This is a genomic window from Nonomuraea typhae (assembly GCF_009760925.1).
Classification (GTDB): domain Bacteria; phylum Actinomycetota; class Actinomycetes; order Streptosporangiales; family Streptosporangiaceae; genus Nonomuraea; species Nonomuraea typhae.
This window is the reverse complement of record NZ_VRLV01000003.1, coordinates 25,037-44,727: the sequence shown is the minus strand read 5'-3', so window position 1 is coordinate 44,727 and position 19,691 is coordinate 25,037. Positions and strand designations below refer to the sequence as shown.

General features: G+C 73.0%; 17 protein-coding genes. 6 read left to right on the top strand and 11 right to left on the bottom strand.

Features of this window, described 5'->3' with window-relative positions; genetic code table 11:
* Nucleotides 1-33: 33 nt before the first annotated feature.
* A complete protein-coding gene (locus FVE25_RS12475) occupies nucleotides 34-1,182 on the bottom strand; it encodes an alpha/beta hydrolase family protein (protein ID WP_181019554.1) in 1,149 nt (382 codons plus the stop codon).
* A 154-nt stretch (nucleotides 1,183-1,336) separates the two neighbouring features.
* A complete protein-coding gene (locus FVE25_RS12470) occupies nucleotides 1,337-2,848 on the bottom strand; it encodes a M1 family metallopeptidase (RefSeq protein ID WP_157246700.1) in 1,512 nt (503 codons plus the stop codon).
* A 118-nt stretch (nucleotides 2,849-2,966) separates the two neighbouring features.
* On the opposite strand from FVE25_RS12470, the gene FVE25_RS12465 reads away from it, so the two are divergent.
* Both FVE25_RS12465 and FVE25_RS12460 read left to right on the top strand, forming a co-directional pair.
* Nucleotides 2,967-4,001: an alpha/beta hydrolase gene (locus tag FVE25_RS12465; protein ID WP_157246699.1), complete on the top strand. Its 1,035-nt coding sequence runs from the start codon at nucleotides 2,967-2,969 to the stop codon at nucleotides 3,999-4,001.
* 129 nt (nucleotides 4,002-4,130) lie between these two features.
* Nucleotides 4,131-6,641 (top strand): chitinase C-terminal domain-containing protein, encoded by a 2,511-nt coding sequence (locus FVE25_RS12460; protein ID WP_157246698.1) that lies wholly within the window; start codon nucleotides 4,131-4,133, stop codon nucleotides 6,639-6,641.
* 56 nt (nucleotides 6,642-6,697) lie between these two features.
* On the opposite strand, the gene FVE25_RS12455 is transcribed toward FVE25_RS12460, so the two are convergent.
* From FVE25_RS12455 to FVE25_RS12445, 3 genes are all read right to left on the bottom strand, one after another.
* Entirely contained in the window at nucleotides 6,698-7,717 is a 1,020-nt protein-coding gene (locus FVE25_RS12455; protein ID WP_157246697.1) for a 2-oxoglutarate and iron-dependent oxygenase domain-containing protein, read from the bottom strand.
* Between the two features lie 158 nt (nucleotides 7,718-7,875).
* Nucleotides 7,876-8,205, bottom strand: coding sequence for a hypothetical protein (locus tag FVE25_RS12450; protein WP_157246696.1), 330 nt, complete (start codon nucleotides 8,203-8,205; stop codon nucleotides 7,876-7,878).
* Nucleotides 8,206-8,309: 104 nt separating this feature from the next.
* Nucleotides 8,310-9,062 (bottom strand): IclR family transcriptional regulator, encoded by a 753-nt coding sequence (locus FVE25_RS12445; protein ID WP_157246695.1) that lies wholly within the window; start codon nucleotides 9,060-9,062, stop codon nucleotides 8,310-8,312.
* 153 nt (nucleotides 9,063-9,215) lie between these two features.
* On the opposite strand from FVE25_RS12445, the gene FVE25_RS12440 reads away from it, so the two are divergent.
* Complete coding sequence (locus FVE25_RS12440; protein WP_246267062.1) at nucleotides 9,216-10,583, top strand: sensor histidine kinase; 1,368 nt, start codon at nucleotides 9,216-9,218, stop codon at nucleotides 10,581-10,583.
* Complete coding sequence (locus tag FVE25_RS12435; protein ID WP_157246693.1) at nucleotides 10,580-11,227, top strand: response regulator; 648 nt, start codon at nucleotides 10,580-10,582, stop codon at nucleotides 11,225-11,227. The genes FVE25_RS12440 and FVE25_RS12435 overlap by 4 nt, the downstream gene beginning before the upstream one ends.
* Here the strand turns inward: FVE25_RS12435 and FVE25_RS12430 are convergent.
* The 6 genes from FVE25_RS12430 to FVE25_RS12405 all read right to left on the bottom strand — a co-directional run bounded on the left by FVE25_RS12430 (nucleotide 11,216) and on the right by FVE25_RS12405 (nucleotide 15,953).
* Nucleotides 11,216-12,424: an ABC transporter permease gene (locus FVE25_RS12430; RefSeq protein ID WP_157246692.1), complete on the bottom strand. Its 1,209-nt coding sequence runs from the start codon at nucleotides 12,422-12,424 to the stop codon at nucleotides 11,216-11,218. The genes FVE25_RS12435 and FVE25_RS12430 overlap by 12 nt on opposite strands.
* Nucleotides 12,414-13,079 (bottom strand): ABC transporter ATP-binding protein, encoded by a 666-nt coding sequence (locus FVE25_RS12425; RefSeq protein ID WP_157246691.1) that lies wholly within the window; start codon nucleotides 13,077-13,079, stop codon nucleotides 12,414-12,416. The genes FVE25_RS12430 and FVE25_RS12425 overlap by 11 nt, the downstream gene beginning before the upstream one ends.
* Nucleotides 13,076-14,104 (bottom strand): peptidoglycan-binding domain-containing protein, encoded by a 1,029-nt coding sequence (locus FVE25_RS12420; protein ID WP_157246690.1) that lies wholly within the window; start codon nucleotides 14,102-14,104, stop codon nucleotides 13,076-13,078. Before FVE25_RS12420 ends, FVE25_RS12425 begins: the two co-directional genes overlap by 4 nt.
* Nucleotides 14,097-14,612: a hypothetical protein gene (locus FVE25_RS12415; RefSeq protein WP_157246689.1), complete on the bottom strand. Its 516-nt coding sequence runs from the start codon at nucleotides 14,610-14,612 to the stop codon at nucleotides 14,097-14,099. Before FVE25_RS12415 ends, FVE25_RS12420 begins: the two co-directional genes overlap by 8 nt.
* 173 nt (nucleotides 14,613-14,785) lie before the next feature.
* The gene (locus tag FVE25_RS12410) at nucleotides 14,786-15,046 is read right to left on the bottom strand and encodes a dsRBD fold-containing protein (RefSeq protein WP_157246688.1); all 261 of its coding nucleotides are present in this window, start codon (nucleotides 15,044-15,046) and stop codon (nucleotides 14,786-14,788) included.
* A 64-nt stretch (nucleotides 15,047-15,110) separates the two neighbouring features.
* On the bottom strand, nucleotides 15,111-15,953 hold the full coding sequence (locus FVE25_RS12405; RefSeq protein ID WP_157246687.1) for a helix-turn-helix transcriptional regulator: 843 nt from the start codon (nucleotides 15,951-15,953) through the stop codon (nucleotides 15,111-15,113).
* Between the two features lie 86 nt (nucleotides 15,954-16,039).
* On the opposite strand from FVE25_RS12405, the gene FVE25_RS12400 reads away from it, so the two are divergent.
* Nucleotides 16,040-16,822 (top strand): SDR family NAD(P)-dependent oxidoreductase, encoded by a 783-nt coding sequence (locus FVE25_RS12400; RefSeq protein ID WP_157246686.1) that lies wholly within the window; start codon nucleotides 16,040-16,042, stop codon nucleotides 16,820-16,822.
* Between the two features lie 97 nt (nucleotides 16,823-16,919).
* On the top strand, nucleotides 16,920-19,559 hold the full coding sequence (locus FVE25_RS12395; RefSeq protein WP_157246685.1) for an outer membrane protein assembly factor BamB family protein: 2,640 nt from the start codon (nucleotides 16,920-16,922) through the stop codon (nucleotides 19,557-19,559).
* Nucleotides 19,560-19,691: the final 132 nt, after the last annotated feature.

Below are 19,691 nucleotides of genomic sequence, written 5' to 3'. Positions count from 1 at the left end.
GCTGGGTCGCCCGGCCACAGCCGTACCCCGGCTTCACGGGATGATCTTGACTGCGGGGAAGCGGCTGCTGGGGCGGTCGAACAGCGTGGTCGGCCGTCCCTTCAGCCACCGGTCGAAGAACGCCGCCACGTAGGCCCGCTGCGCCGCGATCGACTCGGCCGGCTCGATGGCGCCGATCAGGGCGCGCAGCCGCTGCTCGGGGATGCCGTCGATCTGCGGGCCGAGCGTCTGCGCGTCGGTGAAGGAGTAGTGCTGCGAGCCGGTGAAGCGCAGCTCCCGCTTCCAGCCGGTCGAACGCTCCCAGAACGACTTCCAGCTCGCGTCGCTGTCCCGGGTGTGCGTCTCGTTGGCCGCCTGCGCGAACGGCTTGGCCACGCCGGTGCCCGCCACCGGGCCGCGATGCCCGCCGTCGAGGTTGAGTCCCGCGTCCACCCGCCGGTCGTCGTGCACCACCTCGGCGGCCGCCGAACCGCCCATCGAGTGGCCGAACATGCCGACCCTGGACAGATCCACGCCACGCCGGGCGAGCTGGTCGAGGACGAACCGGGTGTCGGCCACGCGCACCTTCACCGCCTTGGCCATGTCCTCGGGCGTCGGCTCGGCCAGCCGGGTGCGCTCCACCCGCCCGCCGGGGAACTCCACCTGCGCCGCCTCGTAGGTGTGGTCGACGGCCACCACCAGGTAGCCGCGGCTGGCCAGGTCCTCCACCAGCACGGTGCCGACCGAGCGCGGCGAGGAGAAGCCGGGCGAGAACACCACGACCGGCGGGGTGCCGCGCATCGGCGCGTCCTGGCGGGCATGGGTCCTGGTCGCGGCCCAGTCCACCGCGCCCGGCTTGGTGCCGAACATCGCCGGCGCGAGCGTCTTGTCGAAGTCGGCCGCCGCCCCCGGGCTCATGTGCGGCGCCACCCGGCCCTGCGCCTTCTTCGCCGGGTACCAGAGGCTCACCATCAGCTCCCGGTACGGCCGGCCGGCCACCCAGGGGTCGGGCCGGGAACGGTCCACCAGGTGCAGCGAGACGGTCCCGACCGGGTGAGGCCCGGTGGGCGCGGGCAGGGTGAGCGTCTGGGCGCCGGCCGGGGCGCGGGTGATCTCGGCCTGCGCGGCCAGGGCTTGCGCGGCCGGGGCCGGAAGGGTGATCGCGGCCAGGCAGAGCGCCGTGGCCGGGAGTGCTTTCCTCATGGTCACGAGCCTCGCAGCGAGCCTGCCCGCTTCCGTCCCCCTGCCGGACGAACTCCGGTGTCATACCGTGGTCTGCCGGGTAAGCGCTGGTCGTACATCGGCCGGAACGCAAGAAGCCGTGGGGCCCCGCACCGGGACCCCACGGCGGCGACGGTCAGCGGATCGGGCCGTGCATGATCTCGTGCATGCGCCGGTTGGCCGCGAAGGCGGCGGGCGGTGCCGCCGTCGCCGCGGCCGCGGCCGTCGGAGCGGGCTTGGCCGCCGGTTTGCCGACGGTGTCGAGCCAGGTGGAGAAGACCGTGTCCAGCTGCTCGCCGGAGATCTTCTCCGCCAGGGAGACGAACTCGGGGATGGTGGCGTTGCCCTGCCGGTTGATCCGGGCCCAGGTGCGCAGGATGGTGAAGAAGTCCCGGTCGCCGACCTCGCTGCGCAGCGCCTGCAGGGCCATGGCGCCCCTGAGGTAGATCGCCCCGTTGAACAGGTTCGCCGGGCCCGGGTCGCTCACCTTCACCTGCCAGAACGCGCTCGCCGGCGGAATCTGGTCGTACCAGGCGTTGGCGAGCTCGGCCGCCGTGCCGGTGCCCTCCTTCTCCGACCACAGGAGCTCGGCGTAGGTCGCGAAGCCCTCGTTCAGCCAGATGTCGCTCCACCGCTTGAGCGCGACGCTGTCGCCGAACCACTGGTGGGCGTTCTCGTGCACGACCACGCCCACGTCGGGACCGGCCTCGAAGAAGACCGAGTCGTACACCGGCTGCGCCTGGGTCTCCAGCGCGAAGCCCACGTTCTCGTTGATGACCGAACCGCCCATCGAGGAGAACGGGTAGCGCCCGAACACGCTCGCCAGCCAGCCGACGATCTCCGGCGTGCGCTCGACGCTGTCCTTGGCCGCCTGTTCCCGGGGCCCGAGATCCTTGCCGTAGGCGGTGTAGACGGGCAGCCCGGAGGGGGAACGCCCCTTGCGCACCTCCAGGTCCCCGACGTACAGCGTGGCCAGATAGGTGGCCATCGGCTTGTCCATCACCCAGTGGTAGGTGGTCCTGCCCTGCGAGCTCCGCTGACCGGCCAGGATGCCGTTGCTGACCGCCTCGGTGCCGTCGGGCACGGTGACGGAGATGTCGAAGGTCGCCTTGTCGGCCGGGTGGTCGTTGCTCGGGTACCACCACCAGGCGATCTCGGGCTCGCCCAGGGCCAGCGCCCCGTCGGCCCGCTTGATCCACGGCGTGACGATCCCCGGCACCTGGATGGAACCCGGGTTGCCGCCGTAGGTCACCTGCACGGTGAACGGCGTCCCCTTGAGCAGGGGCATGGCCGGAGTGACCTCCAGCTCGTGGGCGCCGCTCTTGGCGAAGGCGGCCGGACGGCCGTTCACCCTGATCTCCTTGACGTCCAGCAGGAAGTCCAGGTTGAAACGATTCAACCGCTGGGTGGCGACCGCCACGATGCTCGCCTTGCCGTCGAGGCGATCGGTGCCCGGCTGGTAGTTCAGCCGGAGTGAGTAGTGTCTGGCGTCGTAACCGCCGTTGCCGTAGTCCGGGAAGTACGGGTCGCCGATCCCCGGCGCTCCGGGCGCGTTTCCGGTCGCGGAGACCGGGGTGGCGAGAGGTACGGCGAGGGCTAGCGTCAGCACGGCGGCCGTCACGGCACGCCGCAGGCAGCGCACGATCATGTCCCTCCTAGGAGTGATCGGATGCCCGCGAAACTATGCCAACTCGCCCGCCGGGAGAAGGCCACACGCCCGCATAAGATCGTTTTACTGAATCCGCCGGTCCTGAGAAGGAGAAGCCGTGCTGCCCTGGTCCGCCGATCTCGCCGGCCGCCTCGACCGTCACGTCATCGACAGCCGCGTGCTCCGCGGCAACCCGCTGGGCGATCCGCACGAACGCCCCCTCTGGGTCTACGTCCCGCCCGGCTACGACGAGGAGCCGGCCGGGCGCTACCCGGCGGTGTACGTCATCCAGGGCTACACCGGCCACCTGGCGATGTGGGACAACCGGACCCCGTTCCGCCGCCCCTTCCCGGAACTGGCCGACGAGGTCTTCGCCGCCCGGCGGGCGCCCGCGGCGATCGTCGTCTACGTGGACGCCTGGACCGCTTACGGCGGCAGCCAGTTCCTCGACTCGCCGGGGACCGGCCGCTACCACACGTACCTGTGCGAGGAGGTCGTGGCCTGGGTCGACGCCCGCTACCGGACGATCCCCGAGCGGGACATGCGGGCGATCACCGGCAAGTCCAGCGGCGGCTACGGCGCCATGATCACCCCGATGCTCCGGCCCGACGTGTTCGGCGCCCTGGCCACGCACGCGGGGGACGCGTTGTTCGAGGCCGCCTACCTGCCGGAGTTCCCGCGCGCGGCCCGCGCGCTGCGCGACCTGTACGGCGGCTCCTACGCGGCCTTCCTCGCCGACTTCCGCGGCCGCGTCGCCATGACCGGGCCGGAGGACGGCCTTCTGATGGAGGCGTACGGCTACGCCGCGGCGTACTCGGCCGACGACGACGGCACGGTACGCCTGCCGTTCGACGGCAACGGGGAACTGGTCCCGGAGGTCTGGGACCGCTGGCTGGCCAGGGACCCGGTGCGCATGGCCCGCGAGCCCGGGTACGGCGAGGCGCTGCGGTCCATGCGCGCGATCTGGATCGACGCCGGCACCCGGGACGAGTACTACCTGGACCTCGGCGCCACCGCCTTCCACGAGGCGGTGCTGGCGGCCGGGGTGCCGGCCGAGCGGACGCGCTTCGAGCTGTTCGACGCCACCCACGCGGCGATCGAGTACCGCTACCCGCTGGCGCTGGAGTGGCTGTGTCACCGGCTGAGCGCGTGACCCATCCGCCGGGCCACTAAACTATTTGGAAACTTTACTAAAAGATAACGTTGACTTGCCTGGTGGGAGCCCTTACCTTCGCGCACAAGAGCGCATACGTGCGCCCATCACCCCCCAGGATGGCGAACCATGCCCAAGCAAGCGCGTCTGTCCCTGGCCGCGGTCGCGGCCGCGGTGGCCGTCGCCGCGGCGACCTTAGCCGGCACCAACGCCGCCGCGGCCGTGGACCACGAAACCTGCCGGCCCGACGGCCTCCACCAAACGCCCGGCGTGGCCGTGCCGTACTGCACCGCCTATGACGACCAGGGCCGCGAGACGATCGGCGCGGGCCACTCGCGCCGCGTGATCGGCTACTTCACCAGCTGGCGGCACGGCGGGAACGGCCAGCCCGCCTACCTCGCCCAGAACATCCCCTGGTCGAAGATCACCCACATCAACTACGCCTTCGCCCACGTGGGCGCCGACAACAAGATCTCGGTGGGCGCCGACTCGGCGGACAACCCCTCGACCGGGATGGAGCTGCCGGGAATGGACCCGGCGCTGCCGTACAAGGGGCACTTCAACGCGCTGAACACGCTGAAGAAGGCCAACCCGCACGTCAAGACGCTGATCAGCGTGGGCGGCTGGGCGGAGACCGGCGGGTACTTCAACGCCGCCGGCACGCGGGTGAACTCGGGCGGCTTCTACACCATGACCGACAGTCAGGCGGCGATCGACACGTTCGCCGACTCCGCCGTCGCCTTCATCCGGAAATATGGCTTCAACGGGGTCGATGTCGACTATGAGTACCCCACCTCGATGAAGGACGCCGGCAACCCGCTGGACTGGCAGGTGGCCAACGCCCGGCGCGGCAAGCTCGTGCAGGGCTACGCGGCGCTGATGAAGACCCTGCGCGACCGGCTCGACCGGGCCTCGGCGGCCGACGGGAAGTACTACCAGCTGACCGCGGCCGTGCCCGCCTCCGGCTACCTGTTGCGCGGCATGGAGACCTTCCAGGTCGCGAAGTACCTGGACTTCCTCAACATCATGTCCTACGACCTGCACGGCGCCTGGAACGAGTTCGTCGGCCCCAACGCCGCCCTCTACGACGACGGCAAGGACGCCGAACTGGCCAAGTGGGGCGTCTACACCACCGCGCAGTACGGCGGCATCGGCTACCTCAACACCGACTGGGCCTCCCACTACTACCGCGGCAGCCTCGCACCCGGCCGGATCAACATCGGCGTGCCGTACTACACCCGCGGCTGGAAGAACGTCACCGGCGGCACGAACGGCCTCTGGGGCAAGTCGGTCGGCACCACCTGCCCGACCGGCCTGACCACCTGCGGCGACGGCGCGACCGGCATCGACAACCTCTGGCACGACAAGGAGAACGGCCGCGAGGTCGGCGCCGGCTCGAACCCGATGTGGCACGCCAAGAACCTCGAGCGCGGCATCCCCGGCTCCTACCTGGCCAGCTACGGCGTCACCGAGGGCATCACCGGCACCTACACCCGCGCCTACGACTCCACCCTCGTCGCGCCCTGGCTGTGGAACAACGCCAAGAAGGTGTTCCTGTCCACCGAGGACGAGCAGTCGCTCAAGACCAAGGCCGAGTACGTCCGCGACAAGGGCCTCGGCGGCATCATGATCTGGGAGCTGGCCGGCGACTACAAGTGGAACGGCACCGAGTACACCATGGGCGACACGCTGACCACGCTGGTCGACGACACGCTCAAGACGGCGGCGCCGTACACCGCGACCAGGGCGAAGACCGCGATCCCCGCCGAGAAGATCGACGTGACGTTCGCGGCCGAGCAGTTCCCCGTCGGGGACAGCAACTACCCGATCAGCCCCAAGCTCAAGATCACCAACCGGTCGGCCTTCACACTGCCCGGCGGCACCGAGTTCCAGTGGGACTACTCGACCTCCTCGCCGCCCAACGCCAAGGACCAGTCCGGCTTCGGCCTGCGGGTGATCGGCAGCGAGCACACCGGCGCGAACAACATCGGCGGCCTGAAGGGCGACTACCACCGCGTCTCGGTCAAGCTGCCCACCTGGCAGACACTGGCCCCCGGCGCCTCGGTGACCATGGACTACGTCTACTACCTGCCCGCCCCCGGCCCGGACAACTTCACCGTGACGTTCGGCGGCAAGACGTACGGCGTGGCCCAGGACCTGGCCAGGGGCGGCGCCACCGTCACCCCGTCGCCGACGCCGACGGTCACCCCGACCGGCGGCACCTGCACCGACCCGGCCTGGGAGTCCGGCAAGGTGTACAACGGCGGCAACCGCGTCTCCTACAACGGCCGCACGTGGGAGGCCAAGTGGTGGACCCAGGGCAACCAGCCGGGCACCAACGACGTCTGGCGTGACCTGGGCGCCTGCACCGGCGGTCCCACCCCGACGGCCACGCCCACCGTCACCCCGACCGTCACCCCGACCGTCACCCCGACCCCGACCCCGACGGTCACGCCCACCCCGACTCCCACGCCCACCATGACCGTCACCTCGGGGTGTCCCGCGTGGCAGTCCGGCGTGAGCTACCCGACCGGCGCCATGGTGAACTTCGAGGGCGTCTGCTACCGGGCCAGGGTGGGGCACACCTCGCAGCCCGGCTGGACGCCGCCCAACGTGCCCGCGCTCTGGAGCCGCGTCTAGGCGTCACGTTCAGGGAGCTGGAGAGGGCCCGGGAGCCGCACCCCCGGGCCCTCTCGTCACCTCAGGCAGGGCAGGCGCAACGCGGTCAGCCGGCCCTCCCGCAGGATCCGGCGGGTGGCCGGCCGATCCGGATGGCGGCGCATGAGCACGTTGGTGACATGCGTCCCGTAGTGGAGCGGCTCGCCCCCGTACGGATCCTCCAGGAGGCTGCCGAATCCGGGCTCGTGGAAATAGGTCATGGCATGGCGTTCCGCGTCGGCCAGGTCGGCCCGGTTCGGCGTCGCCGGCAGCAGCCCGCCGGTGAGGAGTTGCAGGAGGTCGCCGGGATGGACGGTGAACGTCCGGGGCCGCGGCCGCACGTAGACCCACGGCTCCTCGCCGGCGTACATCCCGTCGGTGCTCTCACCGGGCAGCCAGTTCCGCGGCCGCTTCTCCCCGTCGACCGGCGGCCGCACGTACATGCCGCCGACCTCGTCCTGCGTGGTGATCACCAGCAGCCCGTAGTCGGTGTGGGCGCCGATCCCGCGGGTCCCGCGCCCGATCCGCGGGGGGAAGCGCACGGCCCGGAGCTGGTGCCAGCCGTGCGTGGTGAGGCCGGTCAGGCGGCCGGGCGCGTCCATCTGGAGCCCGAGCGCGACCAGGCGCAGCACCTGGTCGCCGAGCGCGCCCAGCCCGGCCGTGAACGCCGTCATGCGCCGCCGGTAGATCGAACCCGGCCAGGGCACCGGCCCGTGGCCGGGCCAGCGCGCGTGGACCCGCAGGTCGCACACGGGCACGTCGGGGAAGATCGTGAAGCTCTCGCAGCAGTCCGTCTCGCCGCCGGCCTCCTCGTCCGAGGCCGCGTATCCGCTGTAGGTCAGGTCGCTGACGAAGCGGGACTTGACCTCGCGGGGGAGCGCGAAGAACGCCCAGCTCGCCTCGAACGCGGCCAGGGCCGCCTCCTGCTGCGCGGTCGTCGCGGTGACCTGGAAGACGCCGTCGGTTCGCCAGGTCTCGACCATGGTACGGCCGAGCGTCACGTCCGAGCGGCTCCCGGTCACGGCCTCCGGCACGTCAAAGGTGCGCAGTTCGGTCATGTGCTGCCCCTTTCCGCTGGACCGGCTCCACAGGCACCTGTACGGAGGGGTTGGGGGCCCGGGCCGGCCGCCCGGCAGGTGATGCGCCCAGCGGTTGCTCACGAGCGCCCAACGGGGTGGGGCCGCCCTTTCGCCGCGCTCGAAAGGGCGGCCCGGTGTCAGACCGTGTACTTGCAGATGAGCGCCTGGCTGCCGCCCTGGGCGTAGCCGGCGTAGACGTAGGTCGGGTTGAAGTACTTGCACGCGGCCGAGGGGCTGCCGCTGCCGACGTTGATGAGGTTGGGGGTCGCCCAGCGGTAGCAGTTCAGGCTGCCGTTGTAGAAGCCGACGGTGGAGCTCGGGTTGACCTTGGCTGCGCAGTATTCGCCGAGGGAGAGCGGGCTGTAGACGATCTCGAGGGTCGCCGCCTGCGCGGGGGCGGCGGTGAAGGCCAGGGCGCCGGCACAAGCCAGCGCGGCCGTGGTGAGGGCGAGCACGCGACGGGGCATTACAACCTCCAGGGGGCTCTGAGCTGCGTTGATCGCAGTATTAAATAGGAAACCTTCCTATGCAATGGGCTTTCTGCCGACCCTTCACTCTGTGGTGGCGCGGGTCAGGAGATCTCGGCCAGCAGCCGGGAGGCGGCGGTCTGCAGATGCGTGACGATGTACTCGACCGCGTGCGCGCCGATCCGGCCCTCCGGCCCCGACACCGAGATCGCCGACAGGGTGGGCGCGCCGGTGACGGGCACGGCCAGGCACCGCACGCCCTCCTCCTGCTCGGCGTCGTCGACGCAGTAGCCGCGTTCCCTGATCCGCGCCAGCTCCTCCAGGAGCAGCTCGGGATCGGTGATCGTGTGGGGCGTCATGGCGGGCAGCCCGGCGCGCTCGGCGATCGACAGCGCCTGCTCCGGCGGCAACTGGGCCAGCAGCGCCTTGCCGACGCCGGTGCTGTGCAGATAGACCCGCCGCCCGACCTCGGTGAACATGCGCACCGAATGCGAGGAGGGCACCTGCGCCACGTACACCGCCCGATCGGCGTCCATCACGGCCATGTTGGCGGTCTCGCCGACGGCCTCGACCAGGTCGGCCAGGATGGGGCGGGCCCAGGTGGCGATCAGATGGGCGGCGCTCTCGCCGAGCCTGATCAGCTTCGGCCCGAGGGCGTAGCCGCGCGAGGGCAACTGGCGGACGTACCCGGTGGCGGTGAGGGTCTTGATCAGCCGATGGATGGTCGGCAGCGGAAGGCCCGACTGCGCCGACAGGCGGCTCAGCTGGATCTCGCCACCGGCTTCCGCCATGAGTTCGAGCAGCGCGAAGGCCCTTTCCAGCGACTGGACGCCGTTGGCCGGGCGTTGCATCGACATGTATGGAGCTCCAAGAAGGCTGGCTTTTCTGCCATACGGAAGAGTACACATCCCGCGCGCCCGCCCGAGAGCCGCCACCAAGGGGGGACGCCTTCTTCACCACATCGCGGGATGCCACGGCCCCGCGCCCCGGCCTATGCTCGGCCCGTGCGGATGACCGGCCTGCGCTCGCGCATGGCGTTGTCCTATGTCCTGGTGTCGGCCGCGGCCGTGCTCGTCGTCGAGGCGATCGTGTTCGGCACGCTGCTGCCGTCCCTGCTGTCCGGGCGCGACCAGGCCACGCGGGCCAGGCTCCAGGCGGTGGCCGGCGCCAAGACCTTCAGCCTGGTCGCCACCGAGATTCGCGCCCGTCAGCCGGATCTCGGCCGCGGCCGGCTGCTCGCCCAGCTCGCCGTGAGCGGCTTCCGCGCAGCCGGCCCCGAAGGCGCCACGGCGGCGACGGTCGTGCTCCTGGACCGGAGCGGCAAGGTCGTGGCCGGGTCCGCGCCCGCCGCCGCGCCCCCGGGCTCCAGGCTCCGGGCGGAACTGCCCGCCACACTGGACGGCCACGGCCCCGCCTGGGCGGTCAGCCCGATCCAGGCGGCCGGGGGCGAGTCGATCGAGCTGGTGGGCGGCCTCTACGTGCAGGTGCCCGCGACGGGCTCCACCTGGGAGATCCTCGCCGGGCAAGCGCCCCTCCTGGGCCCCGGCGCCGTCGTGCTCCTGCTGGCCGTGCCGGCCGGGGTGGTGTTCGGCCTGCTGAGCACCCGCGGGCTGATCGCCAGGGTGCGCCGCCTGTCGAGCGTGACCGCCGCGGTGGCGGGCGGCGACTTCGGCGCCAGGGCCCCGGTCCGGCCGGGGGACGAGCTGGGTGAGCTCGAGGAGGCGCTCAACGTCATGGCCGTACGGCTCGGCGCCGCCGTACAGGAGGAGAAACGGGACACCAGGCGGGCCGAGCGCGCCCGCATCGCCCGCGAGCTGCACGACTCCGTGTCGCAGGATCTGTTCTCCATCGGGTTGCTGGCCGACGGGCTCGCCACCGCCATGGCGGACGACGGGCGGCTCAGGCCGCGCGCGGAGGCGATCTCCAGGACCGCCGCGCACGCGATGCGGGAGATGCGCGCGCTGCTGCTGGAGCTGCGGCCGGTGGCGCTGGAGGACGCGGGGCTGGCGTCCGCGCTGCGGGAGCTCGCGCGGGTCTACGAGGAGCGGCTGGGGCTGCGGGTGAACGTCGCGGTGGACGAGGTACGGCTGGCCCGCGTGGCCGAGCACGCGCTGCTGCGGGTGGCGCAGGAGGCGCTGGGCAACATCGCCCGGCACGCCGGGGCCACGGCCGCCGTCCTGCGGCTGGCCGAGGAGGAGGGCGGAGTCGTGCTGGAGCTGTCCGACGACGGGCGCGGGCCGGGCGAGGCCCGGAGGCACGGGATGGGGATCACGCTCATGCGCGAGCGGGTGGCGGAACTGGGCGGGCGGATCGAGTGGGGCGCCGCCGACGGCGGGGGCACACGGGTGCGGGTGACCCTCGCGGCGGACGAGCGATGATCCGGGTGCTCGTCGTGGACGACCACGAGGTGGTGCGCCAGGGGCTGCGGTTCGTCCTGGAACTGCAGGAGGACATGGAAGTGGCCGGGGAGTGCGGGAACGGGACCGCGGCGCTGGAGATGATCGGGCGGCTGCGGCCGGACGTGGTCCTGCTCGACCTGGCGATGCCCGGCGTGGACGGCCTGGCCGTACTCAGGGAACTGCGGGGGAGCGGCCCGGCGGTGATCGTGCTGTCGTCCTACGACACCGACGGGAAGATCGTTGAGGCCATCCGGGAAGGCGCGGTGAGCTTCCTGACCAAGACCGTGCCGATGGAGAAGGTGGTGGCGGCCGTGCGCGCCGCGGCCGGCGGCGAGCCGATGCTGGAGCCGGACGTCGCGGGGCTGCTCATGGCCGAGATCAGGAACACCAGGCCGCGCGACCCGCTGGAGGCGCTCTCGCCGCGCGAGCGGGACGTGCTCGTCGGCATCGCCAAGGGCCGCTCCAACAGGGAACTGGCCAGGATGCTCACGCTGAGCGAGGAGACGATCAAAAGCCACGTCTCCAGCATCCTGGCCAAACTGCACCTGACCGACCGCACCCAGGCCGCGATCTTCGCGCTGCGGTGCGGCCTGGTCCCGCTCGACGGCGCCCTAGACGACTAGCCGCAACGCCTCCGTCGGCGACATGCGCGTGGCCCGCACCGCCGGATACAGCCCGGCCAGCGCGCCCACGGCGACGGCGACGGCCAGGCCGCCCCACACCGCGGAGCCGGGCACCAGCACGCTCCACCCGCGGACGGCGGCCGTCACGACCGTGGCGGCCACGCCCAGCGCGACTCCGGCCAGGCCGCCGGCCAGCGACAGCACCAGCGACTCGGCCAGGAACTGTACGCCGATGTGCGCCCGGGTGGCGCCCAGCGCCATCCTGAGCCCGATCTCCGCTCTGCGCTCCAGGACGGAGATGACCATGACGTTGGCGATGCCGATCCCGGCCACGAGCAGCGCGATCGCGCTCAGCCCCAGGAAGAGCCCGGCCGACGCGCCGGCCACGGCCACGCGCGCGGTCAGCGCGTCGGAGGGGCGGCTGACCTCGGCCTGGTCCGGATCGACCGGGCTGGCCGCCAGGGCGAGCGTCCCGGCGGCCTCCCGCACCAGGTCCTGCCGGGCCGTGACGTACAGGCGCGTCGGGTGCCCGTCGTGGCCGAGCAGGGCGGCGGCGGCGCCGAAGCCGACCAGGGCGGAGCGGTCGAGCTCCGCGGCCATCGGGAACGGCTCGAGCACGCCTACGACGGCGAACCAGTGCCCGCCCAGCCACACCCGCGTGCCGGCGTCCAGACGGGAGACGCCGAGCGTGGCCGCCGCCTCCGCGCCGAGCACGGTGACCGGCAGCCGGGCGGCGCCCGCGTCGAGGAAGCGTCCCGTCCGCACCGCGCCGGACAGCGTGGCGAGCAGAGTCCCGTCCACCGCGCGTACGGCGAGGCCGCCCGTCCGCCCCGGCGGGATGAGGTCGCTGCGGTAGACGTGCGCGCCGGGCAGCTGGGCGGTCGCCGTCACCCCGGTGACGCCGCGCACCCTGCGCGCCATCGCGGCCGCCGTGACCGGAAGTACCGCCTCCTGGCCGCTGACCCGGCTCCGGGTGCTGCCGACGGTGAGCAGGTTCGTGCCGAGCTGGTCGATCTGGGCCAGCAGCGCGGACTGGCCGGACTGGGTGATGCCCAGCACGCCCACGACGGCGGCGATGCCGATCGCGACGCCGAGCGCCGACAGCAGCGCCCGCGTCCGGCGGGCGCGCAGCCCGAGCGTGGCCGTGGGCAGCAGGTCGGCGGGACGCAGCCGCGACGGTGCGAGCTCAAGGGGCATGGCCGGCCACCTGCCCGTCGCGCAGTTCCACCCGGCGGTGGCAGGAGGCGGCGACGTCGTGGTCGTGCGTGATGATCACGATGGTCGTGCCCTCGGTGTTGAGCCGCCGCAGGAGGCCGACGATCTGGCGGCCGTTGGCGGAGTCGAGGTTGCCGGTCGGCTCGTCGGCCAGGAGGATCACCGGCTCGCCGGCCAGGGCACGGGCGATGGCCGCACGCTGGCGTTCGCCGCCGGACAACGTGCCGGCCCGGTGCTTGAGGCGGTGACCCAGCCCCACGTTCTCCAGGGCCGCCCGCGCGGCCCGGCGCCGGCGCCGGGCCGGGATGCCGCGGTAGAGCAGGCCGGTTGCCACGTTGTCCAGCACGTTCAGCGCGTCGAGCAGGAAGAACTGCTGGAACACCATGCCGATGCCGTGCGCGCGCAGCGCCGCGAGCCGGGCGGGCGGAAGGCGCTCGACGGCGTGCCCGGCGATGACGACCGACCCCGAGGTGGGCCGGTCCAGGGCGGCCATCAGGTGCAGGAGCGTCGACTTGCCCGATCCCGACGGGCCGGTGACGGCCACCATCTCGCCCTCGCCGATCGTCAGGCTCACCCCGCGCACCGCCTCGGCCAGCGGATAGGACTTGCGCACGTCGCGCAACTCGATGACGTTCATCGCGGCGGCACCTCCACGGCCATGCCCTCGGCCAGGCCGGGCCCGCTCACCTCCACCAGTCCGGCGGTCTCGTCGAACAGCCCGATCGTGACCGGGATGTTCCCGCGGCCCGGGGCCACGACGTCGTAGGCGCCGCCCGGACGGGCCACGAGCGACGGGATCGGCACGGCCAGCACGTTCCTGTGCAGCCGTGAGGTGATCGCGACCTGGACCTGAGCCTGGTCGAGGCCCCTGGGCGGCGTCCCGCCCGTGAGCATGATCGTCACCGGGATCACCGCGCCCTGCTCCGCCGAGGTCACCGCGACCCTGCTGACGCGCGTGACGCGCCCGGCGGCCCGCTCGCCGCCGGGCAGCGTGACCGAGACCCCGTCACCGGCCCTGATCCGCGGCGCGACGGCCGGCTGGAGCTTCACGTCGATCACCCTGGCGGTGCCGGTGAAGCGCACCACCTCGGCCCCGTAGCCGGCCGGGGCGCCCACGTCCGCCAGCCGGGCCGCCACCCGCACCGGGCCGGGCAGGAACACCACCTGGCCGAGGCCGACGCGGCCGGTGACGGGCAGGTTCGCCGCGTCCTGCCAGCGGCGCACGGCCCAGGAGGTCGCCGCGGAGAAGCGGCGGTCCACGGTCAGGGCGGCTCCGTGGCCCATGGCCTTGAGGTTGCGTTCGAGCTGGAGGACGTCCAGGCCGTCGGGCACGCCTCGGGCCAGGGTGCGCCAGGCGGGGCGCTTGCCGTACATGAGCGTGACCTTGCGGCCGGACAGCTCGTACACCGTGCCGCCGCGCGTCAGGGTGGCGCCGGGCACCGGCAGCGAGGTGACCACGCCGCCTTCTCCCGCCACGGACACGGTGTGGCGGCCCGCGAAGCCCAGCGTGCCGGTGACCCGTTCGCGCTGGGCGACGTCGGTGCGGGTGACCGGCGTGGTCTCGACGCCGGGCGGGGCGGGCCGTGCCGGGCTCTGCCGTACGGCGCAGGCCGTCGCGGCGAGGACCACCCCGGCCGCGACCATGCCGCGTGCCCTACCCACGGCCGTTCCTGTCGTCCGGGCCGAGCACCTTCAGCCCCTTGCCCGGGTCGGGGTTGTGCTGGTTGCACGTGCCCGTCTGGCGCATGAAGGCCCGCTTGTCCAGCAGCTCCGCGGGCAGGGAAAACGTGCCGTCCGGGTTGGGGTCGGGCCAGGCCGGCAGCCCGTTGCCGCGCATGCACTCCGCGAAGCGGCGCCAGGACGCCATCTCCTCCCGGCTCGGCACGCGCACACGCTGCCCCTGCGCGGGCAACCGGTCGATGACGGACGCGCACGCGTCGAGCGCGTCCTGCGGCGGCGCGGGGGCGCCGCTGGGGAAGCCCGGTTCGCCCGTCTGGTCGAGCACCGGGTGGGGGAACCGCGGCAGGCCGTTGGCGCGCAGGCACGTGGCGAGCTCGCGCATGACCGCCATGGCTTCCTGCGGCGTGCCCGGCCTGCCGGCCGTCGTGCCGGTGTTCCCGCAGGCCGTCAGCAGGGCCAGCGCCGCGAAGACGTTTCTCCTGATGGACATGCCAGGAGTGTCCGGCGGGCGCCGCCGTACGGGATCCCGCAAGAGGGCGAAAGGGGCTAGCCCATTCGGGGGAGCTCGGGGCCGGAGGCGCCGCGGGTGACCGCTTGAGAAGGGCCGGCGGGTTGCGTGCGCCCGACCGGCCCTTTCGTGTCATGCGGCCTCATGCTCCTCCCTCACCTGGCGGACATCTGCCCGACGTTGTGCTCGACGTCCGTGGAGGCGGCCCCGTGCAGCTTGTCGGTCAGGGCCGTCAGTGCGCGGGCGACCGCGATCTCGTCGCCGATGCGGGCGGCGGGCGGGTCGACCGGATTGCGGTGGGCTTCGCCGTACCCGTGCATGGGCGCGCTGCCCGGGGCGGCGAGCATGGCGTGTGCGGTGGTGAGGTCGCCCTGCTCGGACAGGTCGATCTCCACGGTCCAGTGCTTGTCGTTCATCTCCCAACGCTCCTTAATCATGCAGGATGCGCTTTATATGCATTAAATACCCATATATGCATATCTAACCGATTATCTGGGTGGTTCCCAGGACATTCAGAAGAGCCAGGGCGTCGGCGTCGCGGGATCCCTGCGGCGCGCTGTAGAGCACCAGGTGCTGGTCGCGGTCCGTGAGCGCGAGCGAGTCGCAGTCGACGGTGATCTCCCCGGCGACCGGATGACGGAACGTCTTGGTGAGCGCCGGCGCGGCCTGCACGTCGTGCCGTTCCCAGAGCCGGGCGAAGTCGGGGCTGGCGTCGCGGAGCTCGGCGACGAGCCCGGCCACCGCGGGGTCGGCCGGATAGCGCGCGAGGGCGGACCGGAGCTCCATGACGACGTGGAGCCGGAACTCCGCGGCATCGGAGACGCCGTACGGCCCCGCATCGGCGTCAGCCGCGAGGAACGCCCAGCGCGCGAGATTGCGCTCTTCGGCGGAGAGCCCGGCGAAGTCCCGCATGAGCGCGGCCGCGAGGTCGTTCCACGCGAGCACCTCGAACGCGGCCGACATGACGAAGGCGGCCGTCTGCGGCAGCCGATCGAGGAGCGCGAGGATGCTCGGCCGGACGTCGCGCCGATGCAGTCCGGTACGGCTCGGCGCGGTGCCCGCCAGGAGGTGGAGATGATCGGACTCGGCGCCGGTGAGCCGCAGTGCCCCGGCGATCCCGGCGAGGACCTCGGCCGACGGCCGCGGCGCCCGGCCCTGCTCGAGCCGGACGTAGTACTCCGTGGAGATGTGCGCGAGGACCGCCACCTCCTCGCGGCGCAGCCCCGGTGTCCGGCGTCGCGGGCCCGAGGGCAGGCCGGCGTCCTGCGGCCGGAGCCGCTCGCGACGGCTGCGGAGGAACGCCCCGAGTTCCCGTTTGTCCATCTCCCCAGTGTGCACGTGGTGCGGCGGCGGATCCTGGTACTCCCCGTGCCTGCCTCCCGCCCGCCGGCCGGACAGACACTGCCGGCATGACGAGCGACATCGACCACGCACCCATCGGCCTGCTGACCGGCAAGGTGGTGTTCATCACCGGCGCCAGCCGCGGCATCGGGGCGGCCGCGGCCCGGCTCTTCGCCCGCGAGGGGGCCGCCGTCGTCCTCGCCGCCCGTGGCACCGGCGCCCTGCGGCGGATCGTCGCCGAGATCCGCGCGGACGGCGGCGTCGCCGACGCCGTCACCCTGGACCTGGCCGACCGCGCGAGCATCCGCGCGGCCCTCGGCCGGGTCGAGGAGCTGCACGGACGGCTCGACGGCGCGTTCAACAACGGCGGGGCGGGCCAGCAGCCCGGCCCGCTCGACACCACGAGCGAGGAGGACGTCGAGGAGCAGTTCACGGTGAACTTCCGGGCGCACTGGACCGCCATGACCGCCGAGGCCGCCCTCATGCGGCGTACCGGCGGCGGGGCGATCGTCAACACCTCGAGCATCGGCAGCCGCCGCGCGAACCCCGCCCTGCCCGCCTACGGCGCCATGAAGCGTGCGCTCAACAGCATCACCGAGACCGCCGCGGTGAGCTGGGCCCGTGACGGCATCCGGGTGAACGGCATCACCCCCGGCGGCACCGCCACGGAGATGATCGCCGCGTGGGAGGCGGCGGTCCCCGGCATCGCCGAGCAGATGACGGCCTCGATCCCGCTCGGCCGGATGGCCGAGCCCGGTGAGGTCGCCGAGGCGGCCGCGTGGCTGCTCAGCGACCGGGCCTCGATGGTGACCGGCGCGATCGTGCCGGTGGACGGCGGCGCCGGCGCCTGAGGTACGCCGGAAACCTGCCCGGCGGCGTGGCCGCGGTGTACCTTCGGTCATCAAGATCCTCGAACTGAGGCGTCCTTCCAACCGGGGAGATCGCACCATGGGCATGGATCAAGACGCGCCTGCGCGCAGAACCCGTGCCCGGGCGCCCGGCATCGTCGGCGCGGTGCTCGTGGCGGCCTGCACGGTCCTCGCCGGTGACACCGCGCCTCCGCTGCCGGGGCCGGTCGCCTGGCGGACGGCGTGGTCCCTGCCGGTCGGGGAGGAGCCGCCGGGCCCTCCGGAACCGCGCTACGGCGTCGCGGAGGGCGGGCTGGCCGTCGTGACGGGGCGGGGCGCGGTGGACGTGCACGACTCGCGGACCGGCCGGCGCCGCTACACCATCGCGGCGGAAGCCGTACCCGCCACGGCGGCCTGGCTCGCGGGCGAGACGGTCGTCGTGGCGAGGCGCGCGCCCGATGCGGCCGAGCGCGGGCTGGCGGCCTACGACCTGGCGGGCGGCCGCCTGTTGTGGCGGAGGACGGTCACCGCCGAGGGCGGCATCATGGTGAGCGAGGGCGCCGTCACGATCCTCGACCGGCCGGCCGCGCCGTCCACGATCACCTCCTTCGGCCTCCGCACGGGCGAGGTCACCGCGCGGACGCGCCGCTCGCACGGCTGCGTCTCGTACGGCGCCGCCGCCGGCCGATCGGTGGCGTTGCTCACCGAATGCCGGGATCGCATCGAGCTCGTCTCACTGGACCCGCGGACCCTGCGCCCCGCGTGGAGGCGTCCCCTGCCGGTGCCCGCCGGACCGGCGGACCACCCGTCGTCCGGGGTGACCGCGGGCGACGACGGCCATCTGGCCGTCACCGTCCGGGGCGCGCAGTCGTTCGTCGCTCCGGACGGCAGATTGCTGTCCGGGGCGCGGGCGGCGCTCAGCGGACCTCCCCTCACGGGGCGGGAGCGGTGGAGCCGCCCCCTTCTGGTGGGGTCCTACCCGGAGGTGACCGGCGCGAGCGCCGACGCGCTCGACGGCATCCGGCCGACGCCCAAGTTCCTGATCTCGCTGGAGACCGCCACGGGCCGCGTCCTCGCACTGCCGATCGCCACGCCCGCCGCCATACCCCGCCTGGTCGGCGCCACCGAGGACATGGCCTTTGTGCACGACGAGATCGGTGCGATCGTCGCCTACGAGCTGGTCCGCGGACGGCCCGGCGGGCTGCCCCTGTCACGCTGGCCGGACGCGTGCGCGCTTCTGGACGTGGCGTCGGCGGGGCTCGGCGGCTACCTCCCCGGACCCGTGCGGCGGACGGTGAACGGAGCGCTCACGCCGAAGCCCGCCGGTTGCGACTGGATCCCGGCCGGCGACGTGGGTGCGGAGGTGTCCGTCTCGGTCGCGTGGATGTTCGCCACTCCGGGGGCCGCGAGGGAGGTGTTCGAGGCCCTCGTCGGCCGCATCAAGGAGACGGGCAGGTACGACCCGGTCACCGAGACCAGCCATGCGCTGACGCAGTCGATCCCCCTGCCCGGCGGCAGCGTCAGCGAGTCCATCGTCACCGCGGGCCCGGCCCTGGTCCTGCTGCGGTCCAGCTCGCGCAGGGTCCTGCGGTCGCTCACCCCGGTGCTGCAGCGGGCGCTGCTGGCCCGCTACGAGCCGGCTGCGACCGTCGCCGAGCCCGCGCCGCGGGCGGGCTGGGTCTTCCCCGCCGACGAGCCGATCGGTGCGCTGCTGGTGGCGGACGGCCGCGTGTACGCGAGCACCCACGCTGAGGTGCACGTGCTGGACGCGGCCTCCGGCACCCTGCGCTGGAGCCGCGGGATGGGGGGATTCGTCACGGCGGGGCCGATCCCGGCGGGTGGCACCGTGTACGCCGCCACCCTCCCCGGCCGGGTCCACGCGCTGTCCGGCTCCTCGGGGCGGACGCGGTGGAGCCGTGAGATCGCGCAAGCGAGCGGTCTCGCGGCCGGTCGCGGCACCGTCTACGCCTGGACCGCCGACGGGCGGGTCATCGCGCTCGACGAGGCGGCGGGCCGTACCCGGTGGAAGGCCGAGACCGGTGACCCCATCCAGGGCCTCACCCCGCACGTGGCGGGCGAGCTGGTCTACGTCACGGGCAGTGCCGGCGTCGTGGCGCTGGACGCCCGGTCGGGGACCCGCCGCTGGCGCTTCCCCGTGGACGCGAAGGAGGGAGCGGCCCGTGTCACCGTTTCCGGCGGCACCGTCTACGTCGCCCTCGCGGACGGCCGGCTCTACGCGCTGGACCGGATCACCGGCAGGCTCGCCTGGCGTTTCCGGGTCGCCACCCCGAGCTTCGCCGGCCTGGTGGTGTCCGGTGGCGACGTCTACGCCGGCGGCGGGGGAGCGCTGCACAGGCTCGACGCGACCACGGGCAGGGTGCGGCGCACGTTCGAGGTCGGCACCGCCGGCGAGGCGACGACCACCCTGGCCGTCGCCGGCGGCGTCGCGTACCTGACGCACAGCGGGGTCAGAGTGGACGCCGTGGACACCGCCACCGGCAAGCTCCGCTGGACCTACCCCCTCAGCGGCGGGCCGGGATGGCTGGCCGACTTCCCCGTGCCGGCCGCCGGCACCATGTACGTCCAGGCAGGGGACGGCACGTTGCACGCCGTCGCCACCGCGACCGGCACCCGCCGGTGGACACTGGAATCCGGCGACGCCTTCGGCACGGCACCGGTCGTGGCGGGCGGCATGGTGTACATCGGCAGCCACAACGGCAACCTGCACGCGACGCGCTGACCTCCGGCGACGGCTCAGCGGTGCGGAGCGCGGGGAAGCGTAACAGGGTCGTGACCACGCCCAGCGTCAGGAACACCCAGCCCAAGGAATCGCGTCAGAGCCAGTGGGTCCTGGCTCGCGGACTGTCCGTGC

Excerpts from the sequence above, each read along its gene's own strand:
- FVE25_RS12475 (WP_181019554.1), bottom strand. The coding sequence starts at position 1,182 with ATGAGGAAAGCACTCCCGGCCACGGCGCTCTGCCTGGCCGCGATCACC.
- FVE25_RS12470 (WP_157246700.1), bottom strand. The coding sequence starts at position 2,848 with ATGATCGTGCGCTGCCTGCGGCGTGCCGTGACGGCCGCCGTGCTGACG.
- FVE25_RS12460 (WP_157246698.1), top strand. The coding sequence starts at position 4,131 with ATGCCCAAGCAAGCGCGTCTGTCCCTGGCCGCGGTCGCGGCCGCGGTG.
- FVE25_RS12455 (WP_157246697.1), bottom strand. The coding sequence starts at position 7,717 with ATGACCGAACTGCGCACCTTTGACGTGCCGGAGGCCGTGACCGGGAGC.
- FVE25_RS12450 (WP_157246696.1), bottom strand. The coding sequence starts at position 8,205 with ATGCCCCGTCGCGTGCTCGCCCTCACCACGGCCGCGCTGGCTTGTGCC.
- FVE25_RS12445 (WP_157246695.1), bottom strand. The coding sequence starts at position 9,062 with ATGTCGATGCAACGCCCGGCCAACGGCGTCCAGTCGCTGGAAAGGGCC.
- FVE25_RS12440 (WP_246267062.1), top strand. The coding sequence starts at position 9,216 with ATGACCGGCCTGCGCTCGCGCATGGCGTTGTCCTATGTCCTGGTGTCG.
- FVE25_RS12435 (WP_157246693.1), top strand. The coding sequence starts at position 10,580 with ATGATCCGGGTGCTCGTCGTGGACGACCACGAGGTGGTGCGCCAGGGG.
- FVE25_RS12430 (WP_157246692.1), bottom strand. The coding sequence starts at position 12,424 with ATGCCCCTTGAGCTCGCACCGTCGCGGCTGCGTCCCGCCGACCTGCTG.
- FVE25_RS12425 (WP_157246691.1), bottom strand. The coding sequence starts at position 13,079 with ATGAACGTCATCGAGTTGCGCGACGTGCGCAAGTCCTATCCGCTGGCC.
- FVE25_RS12415 (WP_157246689.1), bottom strand. The coding sequence starts at position 14,612 with ATGTCCATCAGGAGAAACGTCTTCGCGGCGCTGGCCCTGCTGACGGCC.
- FVE25_RS12410 (WP_157246688.1), bottom strand. The coding sequence starts at position 15,046 with ATGAACGACAAGCACTGGACCGTGGAGATCGACCTGTCCGAGCAGGGC.
- FVE25_RS12405 (WP_157246687.1), bottom strand. The coding sequence starts at position 15,953 with ATGGACAAACGGGAACTCGGGGCGTTCCTCCGCAGCCGTCGCGAGCGG.
- FVE25_RS12400 (WP_157246686.1), top strand. The coding sequence starts at position 16,040 with ATGACGAGCGACATCGACCACGCACCCATCGGCCTGCTGACCGGCAAG.
- FVE25_RS12395 (WP_157246685.1), top strand. The coding sequence starts at position 16,920 with ATGGGCATGGATCAAGACGCGCCTGCGCGCAGAACCCGTGCCCGGGCG.